Annotated in this window: 16 protein-coding genes; 7 read left to right on the top strand and 9 right to left on the bottom strand. The window is 71.0% G+C overall.

From position 1 onward, the window contains the following. Positions 1-39: 39 nt before the first annotated feature. The 6 genes from BM076_RS18950 to map form a co-directional block, all read right to left on the bottom strand. A complete protein-coding gene (locus BM076_RS18950) occupies positions 40-1,029 on the bottom strand; it encodes a zinc-dependent alcohol dehydrogenase family protein (protein WP_093714772.1) in 990 nt (329 codons plus the stop codon). Beyond that, positions 1,026-1,904, bottom strand: a complete 879-nt coding sequence (locus tag BM076_RS18945; protein ID WP_093714771.1) for a carbohydrate ABC transporter permease — start codon at positions 1,902-1,904, stop codon at positions 1,026-1,028. Before BM076_RS18945 ends, BM076_RS18950 begins: the two co-directional genes overlap by 4 nt. Further along, on the bottom strand, positions 1,904-2,869 hold the full coding sequence (locus tag BM076_RS18940) for a carbohydrate ABC transporter permease (RefSeq protein WP_093714770.1): 966 nt from the start codon (positions 2,867-2,869) through the stop codon (positions 1,904-1,906). Before BM076_RS18940 ends, BM076_RS18945 begins: the two co-directional genes overlap by 1 nt. A gap of 108 nt (positions 2,870-2,977) precedes the next feature. Next, the gene (locus BM076_RS18935; protein ID WP_093714769.1) at positions 2,978-4,342 is read right to left on the bottom strand and encodes an ABC transporter substrate-binding protein; all 1,365 of its coding nucleotides are present in this window, start codon (positions 4,340-4,342) and stop codon (positions 2,978-2,980) included. Positions 4,343-4,553: 211 nt separating this feature from the next. Beyond that, the gene (locus BM076_RS18930) at positions 4,554-5,315 is read right to left on the bottom strand and encodes a DeoR/GlpR family DNA-binding transcription regulator (RefSeq protein ID WP_093714838.1); all 762 of its coding nucleotides are present in this window, start codon (positions 5,313-5,315) and stop codon (positions 4,554-4,556) included. A 250-nt stretch (positions 5,316-5,565) separates the two neighbouring features. After that, positions 5,566-6,333: a type I methionyl aminopeptidase gene (gene map / locus BM076_RS18925; protein WP_093714768.1), complete on the bottom strand. Its 768-nt coding sequence runs from the start codon at positions 6,331-6,333 to the stop codon at positions 5,566-5,568. 86 nt (positions 6,334-6,419) lie between these two features. On the opposite strand from map, the gene BM076_RS18920 reads away from it, so the two are divergent. From BM076_RS18920 to BM076_RS18910, 3 genes are all read left to right on the top strand, one after another. Then, positions 6,420-6,704 (top strand): helix-turn-helix domain-containing protein, encoded by a 285-nt coding sequence (locus BM076_RS18920; protein ID WP_093714767.1) that lies wholly within the window; start codon positions 6,420-6,422, stop codon positions 6,702-6,704. A gap of 462 nt (positions 6,705-7,166) precedes the next feature. Further along, positions 7,167-8,849: a lectin gene (locus tag BM076_RS18915; RefSeq protein WP_093714766.1), complete on the top strand. Its 1,683-nt coding sequence runs from the start codon at positions 7,167-7,169 to the stop codon at positions 8,847-8,849. Between the two features lie 276 nt (positions 8,850-9,125). After that, complete coding sequence (locus BM076_RS18910) at positions 9,126-10,196, top strand: hypothetical protein (protein WP_093714765.1); 1,071 nt, start codon at positions 9,126-9,128, stop codon at positions 10,194-10,196. A gap of 75 nt (positions 10,197-10,271) precedes the next feature. On the opposite strand, the gene BM076_RS18905 is transcribed toward BM076_RS18910, so the two are convergent. Further along, entirely contained in the window at positions 10,272-11,303 is a 1,032-nt protein-coding gene (locus BM076_RS18905) for an alpha/beta hydrolase (protein ID WP_093714764.1), read from the bottom strand. Between the two features lie 220 nt (positions 11,304-11,523). Here BM076_RS18905 and BM076_RS18900 point away from each other — a divergent pair, with 220 nt between their 5' ends. The 3 genes from BM076_RS18900 to BM076_RS18890 all read left to right on the top strand — a co-directional run bounded on the left by BM076_RS18900 (position 11,524) and on the right by BM076_RS18890 (position 14,420). Then, positions 11,524-12,000, top strand: coding sequence for a MarR family winged helix-turn-helix transcriptional regulator (locus tag BM076_RS18900; RefSeq protein WP_177246510.1), 477 nt, complete (start codon positions 11,524-11,526; stop codon positions 11,998-12,000). A gap of 298 nt (positions 12,001-12,298) precedes the next feature. Next, entirely contained in the window at positions 12,299-13,339 is a 1,041-nt protein-coding gene (locus BM076_RS18895) for a glycoside hydrolase family 11 protein (RefSeq protein ID WP_093714763.1), read from the top strand. A 61-nt stretch (positions 13,340-13,400) separates the two neighbouring features. Then, positions 13,401-14,420 carry a polysaccharide deacetylase family protein gene (locus BM076_RS18890; protein ID WP_093714762.1) on the top strand — a complete coding sequence of 340 codons (1,020 nt, stop codon included), beginning with the start codon at positions 13,401-13,403 and terminating at the stop codon, positions 14,418-14,420. A gap of 192 nt (positions 14,421-14,612) precedes the next feature. Here the strand turns inward: BM076_RS18890 and BM076_RS18880 are convergent, their stop codons facing one another. Then, on the bottom strand, positions 14,613-15,452 hold the full coding sequence (locus tag BM076_RS18880) for an SDR family NAD(P)-dependent oxidoreductase (protein WP_093714761.1): 840 nt from the start codon (positions 15,450-15,452) through the stop codon (positions 14,613-14,615). Positions 15,453-15,537: 85 nt separating this feature from the next. On the opposite strand from BM076_RS18880, the gene BM076_RS18875 reads away from it, so the two are divergent. Continuing rightward, positions 15,538-16,389, top strand: a complete 852-nt coding sequence (locus BM076_RS18875; protein WP_093714760.1) for a helix-turn-helix transcriptional regulator — start codon at positions 15,538-15,540, stop codon at positions 16,387-16,389. Between the two features lie 53 nt (positions 16,390-16,442). On the opposite strand, the gene BM076_RS18870 is transcribed toward BM076_RS18875, so the two are convergent. Then, on the bottom strand, positions 16,443-18,014 hold the full coding sequence (locus tag BM076_RS18870; RefSeq protein WP_093714759.1) for an MFS transporter: 1,572 nt from the start codon (positions 18,012-18,014) through the stop codon (positions 16,443-16,445). Between the last annotated feature and the right edge of the window lie 27 nt (positions 18,015-18,041).

Raw genomic sequence — 18,041 nt, 5'->3', positions numbered from 1 at the left:
CGCGGTGGCCCGGCCCCCGATCGGCGAGGTGCCCGACGGTCAGGGCACCACCTGGATCTTGCGGCCCTGGCCTGCCTGGAAGCGCTGGAGCGCGGTCGCGTAGTCCACCAGCGGCAGCCGGTCGCTGATGAACACCTCGGGGTCGAGCACCCCGCCCGCGAACAGCTCCGCGGCCCGCTCGTAGCTGTGCAGCACCGCCATCGAGCCGGTGATGGTGATCTCCTGGTTGTAGATCTTGTACGGCTCGATGGTCGCGCGCGCCGCGTAGTCCGCGACCCCGAACTGGAGGAAGGTGCCGCCCTTGCCGACCCGCTCCAGGGCGTCCTGGATGGCCTGCGCGTTGCCCGTGGCGTCCACGACGACGTCCCAGCCGCGCGGCCTGCTGATCTCCTCGGCGCTGGTCGCCACCCGGGAGCAGCCCAGCGCGGTCGCGGTGGCCAGCCGCTCCTCGTTGACGTCCACGACATCCACGGTCGCCGCGCCGGTCCGCTTGGCCAGCTCCAGCATCATCAGGCCCATCGTGCCCGAGCCGTAGATCAGTACGTGGCTGGCCAGTTGGCTGCGCAGGATGTCGTAGCCGCGCACCGCGCAGGACAGCGGCTCGATGAGGGCCGCGTCCATCGTCCTGATGTGCTCGGGGAGCTTGACGCAGTTGGCGACCGGCGCGACCGCGTACTCGGCGGCGCCGCCCGGCACCGTGACGCCGATCGCGGCCCACCGCTCGCACAGGTTGTTGCGGCCGATCCGGCAGTAGTGGCACTCGTGGCAGTACAGCGACGGGTCCACCGCCACCTGGTCGCCGACGGCCAACTCCCGTACCTCGGAGCCGATCGCGACGATCTCGCCGGCGAATTCGTGCCCGGGCACGATCGGCAGGGTCGGCGCGAACTCGCCCTGGAGGATGTGCAGATCGGTGCCGCACAGGCCGCAGGCCGCGACCTGGACGACGACGTCCCGGGGGCCGGGCGCCGGGTCGTCGACGGTCTCGATGCCGACCACACCGGGAGAGCTGATGACAGCTGCTTTCACTTGACGGCTCCAAGGGAGAGGCCCTGGACGAGCTTGTCCTGGGCGGCGAAACCGGCGGCCAGGACCGGCAGGGAGATACAGACGGCGGCGGCGCACACCTTGGCGAGGAACAGCCCCTGGCTGGTGACGAACCCGGTCAGGAAGACCGGCGCGGTGCCGGCCACGACACCGGTCAGCACCCGGGCGAACAGCAGCTCGTTCCAGCTGAAGATGAACGAGATCAGCGCGGTCGCGGCGATCCCCGGGGTGACCACCGGCGCGATGATCCGCACCAGGATGGTCGGCAGGCCCGCGCCGTCGATCGACGCGGCCTCCAGGATCTCCACCGGCACCTCGGCGAGGAACGACCGCATCATCCACACCGCGATCGGCAGGTTCATCGAGGTGTAGAGCAGGATCAGCAGCCAGATGTTGTCCAGCAGACCGGCGTTCTTCGCGATCAGGTAGACCGGCAGCAGACCCGCGACGGCGGGCAGCATCTTGGTGGACAGGAAGAAGAACATCACGTCCGTCCACTTGCGCACCGGCTTGATCGACAGCGCGTACGCGGCCGGGAAGGCCAGCACCAGCACCAGCGCGGTGGAGACCGCCGCCGCGGTCAGCGAGTTGGTCAGCGGCGGCCACGGACTGACACCGGTGCCGGAGCCGAAGAACTCCCGGTAGCCGTGCAGCGTCAGCGGCGCGTCGATCTTCGGCGGATTGGTCGCCGCGTCCTGCTCGCTGTGGAAGGAGGTGAGCACCATCCAGGCGAACGGCAGGAAGAAGACGATCCCGCACAGCCAGGCCAGCAGGCCGAGCAGCGAGCGGTTGCGCCGCTCCCTGCGGGCGGCCGGCGCGAGCCGGCGACGGGCGGAGGGCAGGGCGACGGAGGCCATCAGCGGGTCTCCTCTCGGAACAGCGACGAGACGGTCCGCAGCGCGAAGGTGGCCACGATGATCGACAGGATGACGACGATGACGCCGGCGGCGGACGCCTGCCCGTAGTCGTGCGCCTGGTAGAAGGTCGTGTAGACGGTGTAGGGCAGATTCGCGGTGCCCAGGCCGCCGGAGGTGATGGTGAACACCGCGTCGAAGTTCTGCACCACGTACACGGAGCCGAGCAGCGCGGCCAGTTCCAGATAGCGGCGCAGGTGCGGGAAGGTCAGATAGCGGAAGATCTGCCAGGTGCCCGCGCCGTCCACCCGGGCCGCCTCGGCGATGTCCATCGGCCGGCTCTGCAGCCCGGCGAGCAGGATCAGCATCATGAACGGTGTCCACTGCCACACCAGCGACGCCTCGACGGCCAGCAGCGGATGGGTGGTCAGCCAGTCGGGCTGCGGCGGGTTGTCGCTGCCGAACAGGCTCCAGATCCAGGTCAGGGCGCCGTTGATGAAACCGTACGACGCGTTGTACAGCGCGTGCTTCCACAGCAGCGCGGACGCCACCGGGACCACGAGGAACGGCGTGATCAGCAGGGTGCGCACGATGCCGCGGCCGAGGAACTTCCGGTCGAGCAGCAGCGCGAGACCGAGTCCGAGCACCAGGCTGACCAGCACCACGGCGACGGTCAGGACGACGGTCGTGGTGAGGGCGTGCCGCAGTTGCGGGTCGGTGAACTCCTCCTTGTAGTTCTGGAGGCCGGCGTAGCCGCGGTCGCCGGGGTCGAGGGCGTTCCAGCGCATGAACGAGATCACCAGGGTGCCGACGAACGGCAGTTGGGTCACCACGATCATGAAGACCAGGGCGGGCAGCAGCGGTGCCCGCCGGGCCCAGGCGCCGGGGGAGCGGCGCTCGGTGCGCGGCGCGGGCGCCTGCTCGGCCTGCGGCGCGCGGATACGTCTGGTGAGGGATGGCGTGCTCATGGGGTCAGTCGTCTCTCTCCGCTTCGCGCCCCCGCCCGCCTCCCGGCCCGGTGCCGCGTGGAGCGGGGGTCGGGGGCGGCGGGGAACCGTCGGATGGGGCGGGAGCGGTCAGTTGCCCGCGTACTTGCCGGCGACCTTCTCGGCGAGCTTCTGGCTCGCGTCGAGTGCGCTGCTGACGCTGGTCTGGCCGGCGATGGCGGAGCTGATCTGCTGCGACACCTGGGTGCCCAGATCGGTGAACTCGGGGATGCCGACGAACTGGATGCCCGGCGCGGGCCGCGGCTGCACCCCGGGGTTCGACGGGTTGGCCGCCTCCAGCGCGGTCTCGGTGGCCTTGGCGAACGCCGAGGCGGACGCGACGTAGTCGGGGTTGCTGTACGTGGAGGTCCGCTTGCCCGCCGGGACGCGCGACCAGCCGAGCTGCTTGCCGACCAGTTCCTCGTAGCCCTTGCCCGAGGCCCACGAGATGAACTTCCAGGCGTCGTCCTGGTGCTTGCTGGCCTTCTGCACGCCCCAGGCCCAGGTGTAGAGCCAGCCCGAGCTCTTGGTCTGGTCGACCGGCGCCGGCGCGTAGCCGAGCTTCCCGGCGACCGGCGAGTCCTTGGCCTCCAGCGAACCGGCCGCGGACGTGGCGTCGTACCACATGGCGACCTTGCCCTGCTCCAGGTCGTTGAGGCACTCGGTGAAGCCGGCCTGCGGGGCGCCCGCCTCGCCGTGCTTGCGGACCAGGTCCACGTAGAACTGCGTGGCCTTGGTGAAGGCGGGGCTGTTCACCTGGGCCTTCCAGTCCTTGTCGAACCAGGTGCCGCCCATGGTGTTGACCACGGTGGTCAGCGGGGCGATCACCTCGCCCCAGCCCGGCTGGCCGCGCAGGCAGATGCCCTTCATCCCGGACTGCGCGCCGTCCGCCTTCGCCGCCAGGTCCGCCACCTGGTCCCAGGTGGGATTGGCCGGCATCGTCAGGCCCTTCGCGGCGAACACGTCCTTGCGGTACATCAGGAACGACGACTCGCCGTAGAACGGCTCGGCGTATATCTGCCCGTTGTAGGTCAGCGACTGCTGGAGGGCGGGCAGGATGTCGTTCTGCGCGAAACCGGTGTCGGACTTGGTGTGCGCGGTCAATGACGCGAGCCAGTTGTTCTTGGCGTAGATCGGCGTCTCGTAATTGCTGATGGTGGCGACGTCGTACTGGCCGGCCTGGCTGGAGAAGTCCTGGGTGATCTTGTCGCGGACGTCGTTCTCCGGCAGCACCGTGAAATTGACCTTGATACCGGTGGACTTGGTGAAGTTGGCGGCCGTCAGCTTCTGCAGGTCCTCCATCTGCGGGTTGTTCACCATCAGCACATTGATGGAGTGCCCGCCCGAACTCCCGCCGGAGCCGCCCGCGCCGGAGCAGGCGGCCAGCAGCGTGCCGCAGACGGCGAGCGCGACCGGGGGAAGGAGGTGGTGCAGCCTTCTGGTTCTCGGTGTCATGATGCGTCCCTTTCATGACTGTTGATGAGGGTTGGGGGTGCTGGAAGATCCGGGAATACGGGGGAGCCGGGAGTGCCGGGAATGCTGTGAGTGAGGGTGCGGGAGGGCAGGGGGTAGCCAGGATTGGCGAACCGGACGGAAACGGGCAGCTCTGCGGAGGACAGGGCCGGGGGACGGTGGGCGAGTACGGGCGCGGGGCGGGGCCCGCGGGTCACACTCTGAAGACGCGGGGTCCCAGCAGTGCGTAGCGGTGCGCCTCGGCGCTGGACAGACCGGTGTCGGTGACGATCGCCTCGAAGTCGCCGACCTGGGCGAAGCGGCAGAAGCTGCTCGCGCCGAACTTGCTGTGGTGACCCATGAAGATCCGGCGCCGGGAGACCTCCAGCGCCTTCGCCTTCACATCGGCCACCACCGGATCGGGTGTGGTGAGACCGAGTTCACGGGAGATGCCGTTCGACCCGACGAAGGCCAGATCGATGACGAAGCCGGCGAGCATGTCGCACGCCCAGGAGCCGACGGTGGCCAGTGTCCGGGCCCGGACACGGCCGCCGAGCAGCAGCACAGTGGTGTTCGCGGAGTCCGCGACGGCCGCCGCGGTGGTCAGCGACGCGGTGACCACGGTCAGCGGCCGGTCGCTCGGCAGCAGCGCCGCCAGCAGTTGCGGGGTGTACCCCTCGTCCACGAAGACCGTCTCCGCCTCGCCGAGCAGCTTGACCGCCTCGGCCGCGATCCGCCGCTTGTCGGCGACGTGCAGCGTGACCCGCTGGGCGAGGTCGGTCTCGAAACCCGCGCCCTCCACGGGGTAGGCGCCGCCGTAGGTACGGCGGACCAGGCCCCGGCTCTCCAGCACACCGAGATCGCGCCGGATCGTCTCCGGCGCCACCTTCAGGTCGGCGGCCATCAAGGTGACCTCGACCTGGCCCTGGTGGCGCGCGAGCGCGAGGATGCGGTGCTGGCGTTCTTGCGCTCGCACGGTCACCACCTGACTCTCACCGGTCCGGGCACGGCGTGCCCGGTTTTGCCCGTGGAAGAGTTATACCAACGCCACTTTGACAGGGACCGGCCCATAACAAACAACAAACTGCCCGGTGTGGCCCGGACCGGTCGGACGAAGGCACAGGTCAACGGGGGTTACCGCGGGTGCCGTGTGTGGCGGTTGGCCAAACTGCCCGTAGCGCCGCCCGTTCCGGACGTGGGGCGGGGACCGTCCGCCGCCGCGGCGCTCAGAGCAGTGTGAGGATGCGCGGACCCTGCTCGGTGACCGCGATGGTGTGCTCGATGTGCGCGGCGCGGCTGCCGTCGACGGTGCGCAGTGTCCAGCCGTCGGCGTCCGTACGGTAGGTGTCGCTGCCGCCGGCCATCAGCATCGGTTCGATGGCCAGCGCCAGGCCGTGGCGGAGCGGGAAACCGCGCCCCGGCCGGCCGCGGCCCGGCACGTGCGGGTCCTCGTGCATCCGGCGGCCGATGCCGTGGCCGCCGAAGTCCGCGGGCATGCCACAGCGGGCCGCGCGGGCCGCCGACCCGATCGCGTGCGAGATGTCCCCGATCCGGTGGCCGACGACGGCCGCCGCGATGCCCGCGTCCAGGGCGCGCCGGGTGGCGGCGATCAATTCGACGTCCGCCGGGCGCGCGGTGCCCACGATGAAGCTGACGGCCGCGTCGCCGGTCCAGCCGTCCAGCTCCGCGCCGCAGTCGATGCTCACCAGATCGCCGTCGCGCAGCCGGTAGTCGTCGGGGATGCCGTGCGCGACCGCGTCGTTGACCGAGGCGCAGAGCACCGCGGGAAAGGGGGTCGGCGCGAAGGACGGCTGGTAGCCGAGGAAGGGCGAGCCGGCGCCCGCCTCGTCCAGGACGGCGCGGGCCGCCTCGTCCAGCTCCCGCAGCCGTACGCCCACGGCCGCCGCTTCCCGCGCCGCCGCGAGCGCCTGCGCCACGACGCGCCCGGCCTCGCGCATCGCGTCCAGCGCCGCGTCGGTCTTGATCTCCACCATGTCCCGCCACTCCTCGGCTTGCGCGCGGCCGGACCCGTCCGACCGCGATGTGACCCAATACTTATACCGGTATTAGTATCACGGGCATGGTGAGAACACCCCTGACCCCCGAGGAGCGCGCCCGCGGTGAGCGCTTCGGCGCGCTGCTGCGTGCGGCACGCGGCGACCGCAGCATGGTGGACGTGGCCGCGGCCGCCGGGGTCTCCGCGGAGACCCTGCGCAAGATTGAGACCGGCCGGGCGCCGACACCGGCCTTCTTCACCGTGGTGGCGCTCGCCGCCGCGCTCGGCATGTCGCTGGACGTCCTGGCCGCGGCCTGCGCGCCCGACGAGGGCGGAGCGGACGGGCAGGAGCAGGCGCTGTCCGCGTGACGCCGCCCCCTCTTCTTGTGCGCCGCTCCGCCGTGCGGCGCTCTGCCGGCCACCGCCCTGCCGCCATCCTCTGAAGTCGGTCGTCCGACCTTTCGGCATTGAACAGAGCGTTCAACTCCCGTCCTACTGCGGATGATTGGCACTTTTCCGGATAAACGTCCGATCGGGTCCGGAGCCTTGACGCAATGTTTGGTTCAGCAGTTGAATCGCTGCGTGCCGGAACCACTCATGCACAAGTGCTTCGCGTGACGTGTGTGAGAGGACCGCACGCGTCGTTTCCCAACGCAAGCCAGCGCAAACAAACGCAAACGACCATCGAGCAGGGATGGCAGCCGGCTAACCCGTCGGTCAGCACTGAGTTCATCTGTTGAACGCCGCCCACCGCGAACAGTATGACCCCCCACACTCAGCCCACCGATACGCGCGGCACCCCCGCCGCGCGTCGCCGTACGGAGTCCCCCCATGGCAGTGTCACGTCGTACGTTGTTGAGCGTCACCGCGGGCGGCACGTCCGCCGCGGCCCTCGCCGCCCTCGGTCTTGCCAAGGCCGCGTCGGCCTCGCCCACCGCCGCCGCGGCGCCCGCCGCGAGCGGTCCCGGTGATGTGGTCGGCAAGGTGACGGTCGGCTATCAGGGCTGGTTCGCCTGCATTGGCGACGGCGCCCCGATCAACGCGTGGTGGCACTGGAGCGCCAACGCCGGCCAGGCCCCTTCGCCGTCCAACACCGGCATCGTCGCCTGGCCGGAGATGCGCGACTACACCGCGACGTACCGCACGTCCTACGCGAATCTCGGCAATGGTCAGCCGGCGACGCTGTTCTCGTCGTACGACCAGCAGACGGTGGACACGCATTTCCTGTGGATGCAGCAGAACAGCATCGACACCGCCGCCCTCCAGCGGTTCAACCCGACGGGTGGGGAGGGTCCGACGCGGGATGCGATGGCGGCGAAGGTGCGGAGTGCGGCGGAGTCGCACGGCCGGAAGTTCTACATCATGTACGACGTCACCGACTGGACGAACATGCAGTCGGAGATCAAGGCCGACTGGACCAGCAAGATGAAGGCGCACACCGCGTCCTCGGCGTACGCCAAGCAGAACGGCAAGCCCGTCGTCTGTATCTGGGGCTTCGGCTTCAACGACGACAAACGGCCCTGGGCTCCCGCGCCGTGTCTGGATGTCGTGAACTGGTTCAAGGGGCAGGGGTGTTATGTGATCGGGGGTGTGCCGACGTGGTGGCGGACCGGTGACCGTGATTCACGGCCGGGGTTCGGGGATGTGTACCGCGCCTTCGACATGCTCTCGCCGTGGATGGTGGGCCGGATCGGGAACGTCGGGGACGCCGACAACTTCTACAACGTGGCGACCGTCCCGGACCTGGCCGAATGCGCCGCGCACGGCATCGACTACCAGCCCTGCGTGCTGCCCGGTGCCGTGTCGCTGCGGCAGCGGGCGCACGGGGACTTCATGTGGCGGCAGTTCTACAACATGAAACGCGCCGGCGTCGCCTCTGTCTACATCTCGATGTTCGACGAGTACAACGAGGGCAACCAGATCGCCAAGACCGCCGAATCCACCGCCTGGCTCCCCGCCGACTCCGGCATGCTCGCCCTCGACGAGGACGGCACCGCCTGCTCCTCCGACTACTACCTGCGCCTGACCGGCGACGGCGGCCGCATGCTCAAAGGGCAGATCCCCCTCACCCCCACCCGCCCCACCCAACCCGTCATCGGCAACCCCGGCAGCGGCAGCGGCACGGTGATCAGCCTGCGCGCCCGCGCCAACAACAACTACGTGACGGCCGACAACGCCGGCTCCTCACCGCTGATCGCCAACCGCACCGCGATCGGCACCTGGGAGAAGTTCGACCAGCTCGACGCGGGCGGCGGCGCCATCGCACTGCGGGCGCACGCCAACAATCTGATCGTCACCGCCGAGAACGCGGGCGCCGCCGCGCTGATCGCCAACCGCACTTCGGTCGGCCCTTGGGAGACCTTCCAGCTCGTCCACAATTCCAACGGCACCGTGAGCCTGCGCGCCCTGGCCAACAACCAGTACGTGACGGCCGAGAACGCCGGTGCGGGCGCGCTGATCGCCAATCGGGCGACCATCGGCGGATGGGAGCAGTTCGACCTGATCGTCGACTGACCCGCCCTCCCCTCGATCCCCCCACGGGTCGCGGCGCGGCACCGCGCCGGACCACCCCGTTGACAGCGCCTCCCTGCCGGACCGGACCCACCCCTCCGGTCACCGCCATCCCCCGGCAGGGAGGCGCCGGACGTTCCCGCCGGAGCCCCCGGCGCCGCGCATCGTGCGCCCGGCGCGAACGGCGGTCGGACCGTGCTCGTACCGCTCCGGCGTGGCGCGCGAAACAGGGTGGCCGATCACCGGCGCAGGTGATCTGATGGGTCCCGGGGACTGCCGATGCCGCGGCGCGGCATCGGGGAGCCGGTCGAGAACGGGGGCAGTTCGATGTCGCAGGGGGAGCCGGCCGGCGGGGCGCCGGAGCCGGAACCACCATCGGTCACGGGGGACGACGACGGACACCACGGGCATGTGCTCGTGCGCGAGGTGCTCACCGTCATCACCGCCGTGGTCCAGACGCTGATGAATCTCGTGGCCGATCTCCAGGCGTGGTGCGCCCAGTTGGAGAGCCGGGCCAATGACGCGGGCGCGGTCGACGTACGGCGGCGCCGCCGCGACCTGGCGGAGCATCAGGACCGCCTGGTGGCGGCGGAAGCGCTGCTGACCACGGCCCGCGGCAAGCGGGACGCTGCCGAGGAACTGGCGATCGTCGCCCGCCGCATGTCCGGCGAGGGCGACCGGCACCGGCCGCGACCGGCACCGCCCCTCGTCCCGGTCGCGGGCGACCGCTCTGCCGCCGCGGTCCTCGTCGCCGACGACCCCCAGTCCGGCGCGACCGAGAACCGGCTGCGGGAGGTCGACCGGGTGCTGGCCTCGGCCCGGCGGCGGCTCGATGCCTCCGACACCCAGATGGCCGCCGCCCGCGCCGCCATCGGCAGCGCCCGCCCGGCGCCCGCCGACGCCGTACCCGCGGGTGCCACCAAGCTGAGCAAGGCGAAGGACGCCGCGACGGCCGGGGACGCCGAAGCGGCGGAGGACGCCCCCGAGGACCGCAAGCCGCCGGCACCGCAGTGGACGACATGGCTGACGGTGCTGACCGGCTGCTGCCTGCTCCTGCTGGTGATACTGGCCGGCACCAGCTTCACGTACGCGCGCTGGGAACACCCGGGCGCCGGGGTCGTGGCGGTCTACGCGGTCGGTGATCTGCTCGCGCTCGCCGCCGTCGTCTTCCTCAGCCTGATGGTGCTGGGCACCCTGGTGGAGCGCTACGAGCTGTCGACACTCGGCGAGACCTCGCTGGTCCTGGCGATCCTGCTGGTGGTGCCGGTGCTGGGGGTCGGGGTGTGGCATCCCGAGGCGTTCGGCCACATGGGCATGTGGGGCCGCTCGCTGGCCCGTTCACTGGTCTGACATCGGGCCTGTCCGCCGTCAAACGCCGGACCCGGCCGCCCGCGGGCGGCCGGGTCCGGCGTAGGGGCGCCGCGCTCAGCCCGTGGCGAGCGCCGAGCGCAGTGCCGCGACCGCCTGGCCGATGGCGGCCTCGGCGGCCTTCGTGCCGCGCAGCGCGTTGAGCATCACGAAGTCGTGGATGATCGCGGGGTAGCGGGTCGCGGCGACGGCGACGCCCGCCTGCCGGAGCTTGTCGGCGTACGCCTCGCCCTCGTCGCGCAGCACATCCGCCTCACCGGTGACGACCAGGGCCGGCGGCAGCCCGGCGAGCTGCTCCGTGGTCGCCCGCAGCGGCGACGCGGTGATCTCGGCGCGCTGCGCGGGGTCGGTGGTGTACTGGTCCCAGAACCACTGCATGGCGTCGCGCCGCAGGAAGTAGCCGGTCGCGAACTGCCGGTAGGAGCCGGTGTCGAAGGACGCGTCGGTGACCGGGTAGAAGAGCACCTGCTGCACCAGCGGGACATCGCCGCGGTCCTTGGCCATCAAGGTGAGCGCCGCCGCCATGTTGCCGCCGACGGAATCCCCGGCGACCGCGATACGGGCGGCGTCCAGGCCGTTGGCCGCGCCGTCGGTGGCGACCCAGCGGGCGACCGCGTAATTCTGCTCGATCGCGACCGGGTAGCGGGCCTCGGGGGACAGGTCGTACTCGGGGAAGACCACGGCGGCGCCGACGCCGGTGGCCAGTTCGCGCACCAGCCGGTCGTGGGTGCGGGCGTTGCCGAAGACCCAGCCGGCGCCGTGGATGTAGACGATCACCGGGAGCGTGCCGGTGGCGCCCTTGGGGCGGACGATCCGCGCGCGCACCGAGCCGGTGGGCCCGCCCTGGACGGTCACCCACTCCTCGTCGATCTCGGGCGCCGCGATCTCGCCCGACTGCACCTCGTCGACGGCCTTGCGGCCGGCCTCGGGGCCGAGGTCGAACAGATACGGCGGATTGGCGGTGGCGGCGGCGAACTCGGCGGCGGCGGGCTCCAGTACGGGTCCCGCGGGTGACGACGCGGCGTCGGCGGACGTGGACGTGGGCGTGGCCGTGGACTCTGCGGCGGGCCGGGAAGCGGGTTCGGACATGACGGGGACTCCTCGCACGACGGGACGGACGGTGCATGTGCCCGGCGCTTCCCATGCTGCTCGGTGGAAGCGTCGTCCGCACATCCAGAAGACTAGGACACGATTACATCGTGCACAAGTTAAATGTGCACGTTGAAATTGCCGTCCAGTAAAGCTAGGCTCAAAGGTCGATGTCGTAACGGTCGATGTCCTACCCGTCACCCCAGGAGGGCCGCGCCCCATGGACCGCACGCGAGAAGCAGCAGCAGAGCGCGAGTTCACGCTGCTCCTGGACGACCAGCTCTGCTTCGCGCTGTATGCCGCCTCCCGTGCGGTCACCAGCCGCTACCGGCCGCTGCTCGACGACCTCGGTCTCACCTATCCGCAGTATCTGGTGATGCTGGTGCTCTGGCAGCACGGCGCCGTCCCGATCAAGGACGTCGGTGCCGCGCTCCAGCTCGACTACGGCACCCTCACTCCGCTGATCAAGCGGCTTGAGGCGGCCGGCCTGGTGCGCCGCGAGCGCAGCGCCCGGGACGAGCGGACCGTGCACGTCAACCTCACCGAGGAGGGCGACCGGCTGCGGGACCGGGCCCGCGACGTACCGCCGGCGATCGGCGCCGCCATGAACCTCTCGCCCGAGGAGACCAAGGCCGCCATGACGCTCCTGCGGCGGCTCGCGGACAACGTCTCGGCGGACCTCGCCCGCCACGCGTGACCGCCTGCCCGCCGACGCGCGGCGTCCTCGCGGGGGAGGGTCGACGGCACCGGATGGTGCGTCGAAAGATTCGAAACATTCGGGGATTCGATTCCGTGTGATCCACTCCTGCGGAAGTGGCCGTTGAGCGAGACGTGAATCAGCAGCGGGAGGGTGGGGATTGACCTGGGAATATGGGGTGTTGCGTGGAGCGACCGCCATTCGAAGCTTTCGTGATGCATGTCGAAAGTGTTGACAGTTGATGTGCCCAGTTCAACACTGACCCGGCCAACCCCTGCCAACGGGAGGTCATGCATCCATGAACGACACCGCACACCGCGGGAGCGGCGGACGCCGCTCGCCCGGGTTACTCAGCCGGCTCCGGCTGCTCCTCGGCGGCGTCTGCGCCGTCGCGCTCGTTGCCGTAGCGGCCCTGACGCTGCCCGGTACCGCGAGCGCCGACACCGTGATCACCTCGAACCAGACGGGCACCAACAACGGCTACTTCTACTCCTTCTGGACCGAAGGCAGCGGCCAGGTCTCGATGAACCTCGGAGCCGGCGGCAGCTACAGCACCAGTTGGAGCAACGCGGGCAACTTCGTCGCCGGAAAGGGCTGGTCCACCGGCAGCCGCAACCCCGTCACGTACTCCGGCAGCTTCAACCCGTCCGGCAACGCGTATCTGTCGCTGTACGGCTGGACCACCAATCCGCTGGTCGAGTACTACGTCGTCGACAACTACGGCACCTACCGGCCGACCGGCACGTACAAGGGCACCGTCACCAGTGACGGCGGCACCTACGACATCTACGAGACGACCCGGGTCAACGCGCCCTCGATCGAGGGCAATCGGACCTTCAACCAGTACTGGAGCGTCCGGCAGTCCAAGCGGACCGGCGGCACCATCACCGTCGCCAACCACTTCAACGCCTGGGCCGGGGCGGGCATGAATCTCGGCAGCTTCAACTACGAGATCCTCGCCACCGAGGGCTATCAGTCCTCCGGCAGCTCCAGCATCACCGTCGGCTCGGGCGGCGGTTCCGGCGGGACCACGGGCGGCACCACCGGAGGGAACAACGGCGGTACGGGCGGCGGCAGTTGCACCGCCAGCGTCACCGCGGGCGACCAGTGGTCCGACCGGTACAACCTCAATGTCGCGGTGAGCGGCGCCGCCAACTGGACGGTCACCGTCAACGTGCCCAGCCCCGAGAAGGTCATGGCGACCTGGAACATCACCGCGACCTACCCCACCGCGCAGACGCTCGTCGCCAAACCGAACGGCAACGGCAACAACTGGGGCCTGACCGTGCAGAAGAACGGTTCGACCACTTGGCCCACCTTCTCCTGCGCGGCCGGCTGACCCACCGGCACCGCACCCCTCGTCCGACGGCGGACCGCCGTCCCGCAGAGGAGATCCCCCCATGCCCGGAAAACCGCGCTCCACGCGCGCCCTGGTCGCCGGTTTGGCCGCGACCGGACTCGCCGTGACCGGCCTGGTCACCGCGACCGTCAACTCCACCCCGTCACAGGCCGCCACCTGCAACGGCTACGTCGGCCTCACCTTCGACGACGGCCCCTCCAACGACCACACCCCGGCCGTGCTCAACGCCCTCAAGCAGAACGGCCTGCGGGCCACGATGTTCAACGAGGGCCAGTACGCCGCCGCTTACCCCGCCCAGGTGGCGGCGGAGGTCGCCGCCGGCATGTGGGTCGGCAACCACAGCTACACCCACCCGCATCTGGTCCAGGAGAGCCAGGCGCAGATCGACTCCGAGGTGTCCAGGACACAGCAGGCCATCGCCGCCGCGGGCGGCGGCACCCCCAGGCTGTTCCGGCCGCCGTACGGCGAGACCAACGCGACGCTCCAGTCCGTGGAGGCCGCGCACGGTCTCACCCAGGTCATCTGGGACGTCGACTCGCAGGACTGGAACGGCGCGAGCGTCGACGCCATCGTGCAGGCCAACTCCCGGCTGACCAACGGCCAGGTCGTCCTGATGCACGAGTGGCCCGCCAACACCCTGGCCGCGATCCCGCGGATCGCGCAGAATCTGGCATCCCGCGGATTGTGCGCGGGCATGATCTCGCCGCAGACCGGCCGCGCCGTCGCCCCCGACGGCGGAGGCGGCACGACCGGAGGCACAACGACCGGAGGCACAACGGGCGGTGGGAGCGGCGGCAGTTGCACCGCGACCGTGACCGCGGGCACCAGGTGGAGCGACCGCTACAACCTTAATGTCGCCGTGTCCGGATCGCAGCAGTGGACGGTGACGATGAACGTCCCGGCGCCCGAGAAGGTCATGGCGACCTGGAACGTCACCGCGAGCTATCCCGGCGCGCAGACGCTCGTCGCCAAACCCAACGGCAACGGTGACAACTGGGGCGTGACGATCCAGAGCAACGGCTCCTGGACCTGGCCGTCCGTCTCCTGCGGCACGGGCTGATCCGCGCGAACGGAATCCGCCCGATTGCCAAGCACGAGCACAAGCACGAGCACAAGCACAAGCACGAGCACAAGCACAAGCACGAGCACGAGCACAAGCACAAGCACGAGCACGAGCACGAGCACGAGCGCGCCAGTGCGGCGCGGCGCCCGTCCTCCGACGGTCGCCGCGCCGCACCTGAACGTCGCGGCCTCAGGCCGCGGCGCCGCCGTCCACCCGCAGCACCGTGCCGGTCACGTAGGAGGAACGGTCGCTGAGCAGCCAGGCCGCGGCCTCGGCGATCTCGGCCGGGTCGGCGGCCCGCCGCAGCGGGGTGTGCGCGGTGATCCGGTCGAGCAGGCCGGGGGAGTGCTCCGCCCAGTCGTGGATCATCTCGGTGAGGGTGCCGCCGGGCGCGATGGCGTTCACGCGGATGCCCTCGGGGCCGTAGGTGACCGCGGCGGACTCGGTCAGGCTGTTGACCGCCCGCTTCATCGCGCCGTACGCGGGCAGCTCGGGATTGCCGCGCAGGCTGCCGACGCTGGAATTGTTGACGATCGCGCCGCTGCCCGCGGTCGCCCTGATGGCGGCCACCTCGGCGGCCATCGCCAGCCACGGGCCCCGCAGATTCACGGCGTACAGCAGGTCGAAGTCGGCCTGGGGCACGGCGTCCACCGCATTGGGCGGCACGCTCGTCGCGCCGTTGTTGAAGGCCACGTCCAGGCGTCCGTACAGCCGCACCGTACGGTCGACGGCCGCGCGGACGCTCGCCGGGTCCGCGAGGTCGCACACCACGTACTCCGCGGTGCCGCCGGCCGCCCGCACCTCCTCCGTCACGGCCTTGAGCTGGGTCTCCGTACGCGCCGCAAGCAGCACCTTCGCGCCCTCGCGGGCGAAGAGCCGGGCGGCCGCGGCGCCGATGCCGCGGCCGGCGCCGGTGATGAAGGCGACCTTGCCGGCCAGCAGGCCGGACGGGGCGGAACCGGCGGTCGCGGTGCCGGGCGCCGGGGTGGAAGCGGTGGGGGGAACAGGGGTGGTCGGTGTGTTGTCCATGGCATCGAGCGTGTGCCGGACCGCGGGACGCAACCAGGCACCGGCTGTACCTGGCTGCCGCGCGGCGGACGGGCACACTGGAGAGGTGGACAGACGAGAACTGGCCGACTTCCTGCGCAGCCGCCGCGAGCGGATCACCCCCGCCGAGGTGGGGCTGCCCGCCGGTACGCGCCGCCGCACACCCGGGCTGCGCCGCGAGGAGGCGGCGCAATTGGCCTTCATCTCGACCGAGTACTACACGCGCCTGGAACAGGCCCGGGGCCCGCGCCCGTCCCGCGAGGTGCTCGCCGGACTGGCCCGCGCGCTGCGGCTGACCGACGTCGAGCGCGCCCACCTGCACCACCTCGCCGGGGCCCCGCCCGGACCTGCCGCCGCCGGGCCGCCGCGCGAGGTGCGGCAGAGCATCCTCGACCTCCTGGACCGGCTGCCGCAGGCCGCGGCGACCGTGATGTCCGCGATCGGCGAGGTGATCGCCTGGAACGACCTCGCGGCGGCCCTCATGGAGGACTTCTCCGCCCTGCCCCGCCGGGACCGCAATCTCGTCCGCCGCGCCTTCCTCGGCCCGCCGACCGACGGGCGGCTGTACGGCGTGTCCGACGTGGAGCACTTCGGCCGGGCCTCGGCCCAGCGGCTGCGTACGGTCGCCGCCCGTTACCCCGACGATCCCGAGGTGCGCGAGCTGGTGGCGGAACTGCTCGCCGGGAGCGAGGACTTCCGGCGGCTGTGGGAGTCGCACGACGTCCTCGACGAGCCGACGCTGTGCAAGACCTTCCAGCACCCGCTGGTCGGTCCGGTCACCGTCAACTGCGACGTCCTCGACATCGCCGACCGGGACCAGCGCGTCGTCATCTACACCGCGACGCCCGGGTCGCCCTCCGAGCAGGCGCTGCGGCTGCTCTCGGTGATCGGCACCCAGCGCATGGACGTCACCGGCTGACGGCCCGCCCGGACTCGCGGCCCGCCCGGACTCCCGGACCGCCCGGGCCGGGCTCAGGCCACCGGCTCCGGCTGCTTGTCCGCGCTGTCCGCGCTGTCCGCGACCGCCGCGTCCTGGGCGCGCGGGCCGCGCAGGACGATGTAGAGGAAAAGCGCGGCCATCACCGCCACGCCCGCCCACATCGCCTGCTGCCAGCCGTCGACGAACGACTCGCGGGCGGCGCGTACGAGGGCCCGGGCGTGTGGCCCTGTGGTCGGCGCGACCTCGACGGCGTTGGCGACGCCTTCACGCGCGGTGTCGGCGGCGCCGCGCTGCACACCGTCGAGCCGGGAGCCGATCGCGCCGCGATAGCCGGCCGACAGCAGGGCGCCGAGCAGGGCGACACCGAGCGCGGTGCCGAATTCGCGCGCCACATCGTTGAGCGCCGAGGCCACACCCTGCCGCTCGCGCGGCAGCGCGCCGGTGATCGCCTCGGTGGACGGCGTCATCGACAGGCCCATGCCGGTGCCCATCGCGAGCATCCCGGGCAGCACCGACAGGTAGCCGCCGCCGACGGAGACCAGGGCCGCCATGAGGGCAAGCCCGGCGCCCGCCAGGGCGATGCCCGCGGCCATCGTCGCCCGGCTGCCGACCCGCGCGGCCAGCTTGGGCGCGAGACCCGAGGCCAGCATCATCAGCACGGCCATCGGCATCAGCGCGAGGGTGGACAGCAGCCCGGACCAGCCCAGCACGGCCTGGAAGAAGGGGAAGAGCACCACGAAGATGCCCGCCTGCACACCGAAGACCGTCAGCAGCGTCACAGAACCGCCGGCGAGACCGCGCTCCCCGAACAGCCGTACGTCCAGCAGCGACGCGTCCCGGCGGCGCAGCTCCCAGGCCACGAAGGCGACCGCCGCGAGCACCCCGACGACCAGGCTCAGCAGGGTCACCGGCGCGCTCCAGCCGCGCTCCGGCCCCTCCTGGAGGACGAAGATCAGCCCGACGACGGCGACCACGGAGGTGAGCGCGCCGACCGCGTCGAAGGAGTGCCCGGACCGCTCACGGGAGTCGGGCACCGACCGCAGCGTCATGGCCAGCGCCACGGCGACCAGCACGACCGGCAGCACGAACAGCCAGCGCCAGCTCGCGACGTCCACCAGCGCCGCCGACAGGAACATGCCCAGAATGCCGCCTCCGCCGGCCACTCCGGTCCACACCCCGATCGCGCGGCCGCGTTCCTCCTCGGGAAAGGTCGAGGTGATGACGGCCAGCGTGATGGGCATGATCATCGCCGCGCCGACGCCGCTGAGCAGCCGTGCGGCGAGCATCACCCCGGAGGACGGGGCGAGCCCGGCCACCGCGCTCGCCACGCCGAAGAGCGTCAGACCCGTCAGCAGCATGGGTTTGCGGCCGAGCCGGTCGCCGATTGCGCCGAGCGGCAGCAGCAGCGCGGCCAGGCTCAGGGTGTAGATGTTGATGATCCACAAAATCGTGCTCTGCGAGGCGTCGAAGGCGACGGCGAGGTCGGGCTGGGCGACGTTCAGACCCGACACCGAGGCGATCACGGCCATCAGCGCGACGCACACCGTGACGAGGATCGTGCGCCGCTGACGCGCGTCGGGTGGGCTGGACGGGCTCGTACTCATGATGTCTCCCGACAAGGGCGAGGCGAT

The organism is Actinacidiphila alni (assembly GCF_900112845.1).
GTDB lineage: Bacteria > Actinomycetota > Actinomycetes > Streptomycetales > Streptomycetaceae > Actinacidiphila > Actinacidiphila alni.
The sequence above is the reverse complement of the archived record's forward strand: the minus strand, read 5'-3'. Positions and strand labels throughout refer to the sequence as shown.

Bases quoted from the DNA above. Each gene is read 5' to 3' on its own strand.
- BM076_RS18920 (WP_093714767.1), top strand. From the start codon at position 6,420: ATGGTGAGAACACCCCTGACCCCCGAGGAGCGCGCCCGCGGTGAGCGC.
- BM076_RS18890 (WP_093714762.1), top strand. From the start codon at position 13,401: ATGCCCGGAAAACCGCGCTCCACGCGCGCCCTGGTCGCCGGTTTGGCC.
- BM076_RS18895 (WP_093714763.1), top strand. From the start codon at position 12,299: ATGAACGACACCGCACACCGCGGGAGCGGCGGACGCCGCTCGCCCGGG.
- BM076_RS18910 (WP_093714765.1), top strand. From the start codon at position 9,126: ATGCCGCGGCGCGGCATCGGGGAGCCGGTCGAGAACGGGGGCAGTTCG.
- BM076_RS18940 (WP_093714770.1), bottom strand. From the start codon at position 2,869: ATGAGCACGCCATCCCTCACCAGACGTATCCGCGCGCCGCAGGCCGAG.
- BM076_RS18935 (WP_093714769.1), bottom strand. From the start codon at position 4,342: ATGACACCGAGAACCAGAAGGCTGCACCACCTCCTTCCCCCGGTCGCG.
- map (WP_093714768.1), bottom strand. From the start codon at position 6,333: ATGGTGGAGATCAAGACCGACGCGGCGCTGGACGCGATGCGCGAGGCC.
- BM076_RS18870 (WP_093714759.1), bottom strand. From the start codon at position 18,014: ATGAGTACGAGCCCGTCCAGCCCACCCGACGCGCGTCAGCGGCGCACG.
- BM076_RS18945 (WP_093714771.1), bottom strand. From the start codon at position 1,904: ATGGCCTCCGTCGCCCTGCCCTCCGCCCGTCGCCGGCTCGCGCCGGCC.
- BM076_RS18905 (WP_093714764.1), bottom strand. From the start codon at position 11,303: ATGTCCGAACCCGCTTCCCGGCCCGCCGCAGAGTCCACGGCCACGCCC.
- BM076_RS18915 (WP_093714766.1), top strand. From the start codon at position 7,167: ATGGCAGTGTCACGTCGTACGTTGTTGAGCGTCACCGCGGGCGGCACG.
- BM076_RS18880 (WP_093714761.1), bottom strand. From the start codon at position 15,452: ATGGACAACACACCGACCACCCCTGTTCCCCCCACCGCTTCCACCCCG.
- BM076_RS18900 (WP_177246510.1), top strand. From the start codon at position 11,524: ATGGACCGCACGCGAGAAGCAGCAGCAGAGCGCGAGTTCACGCTGCTC.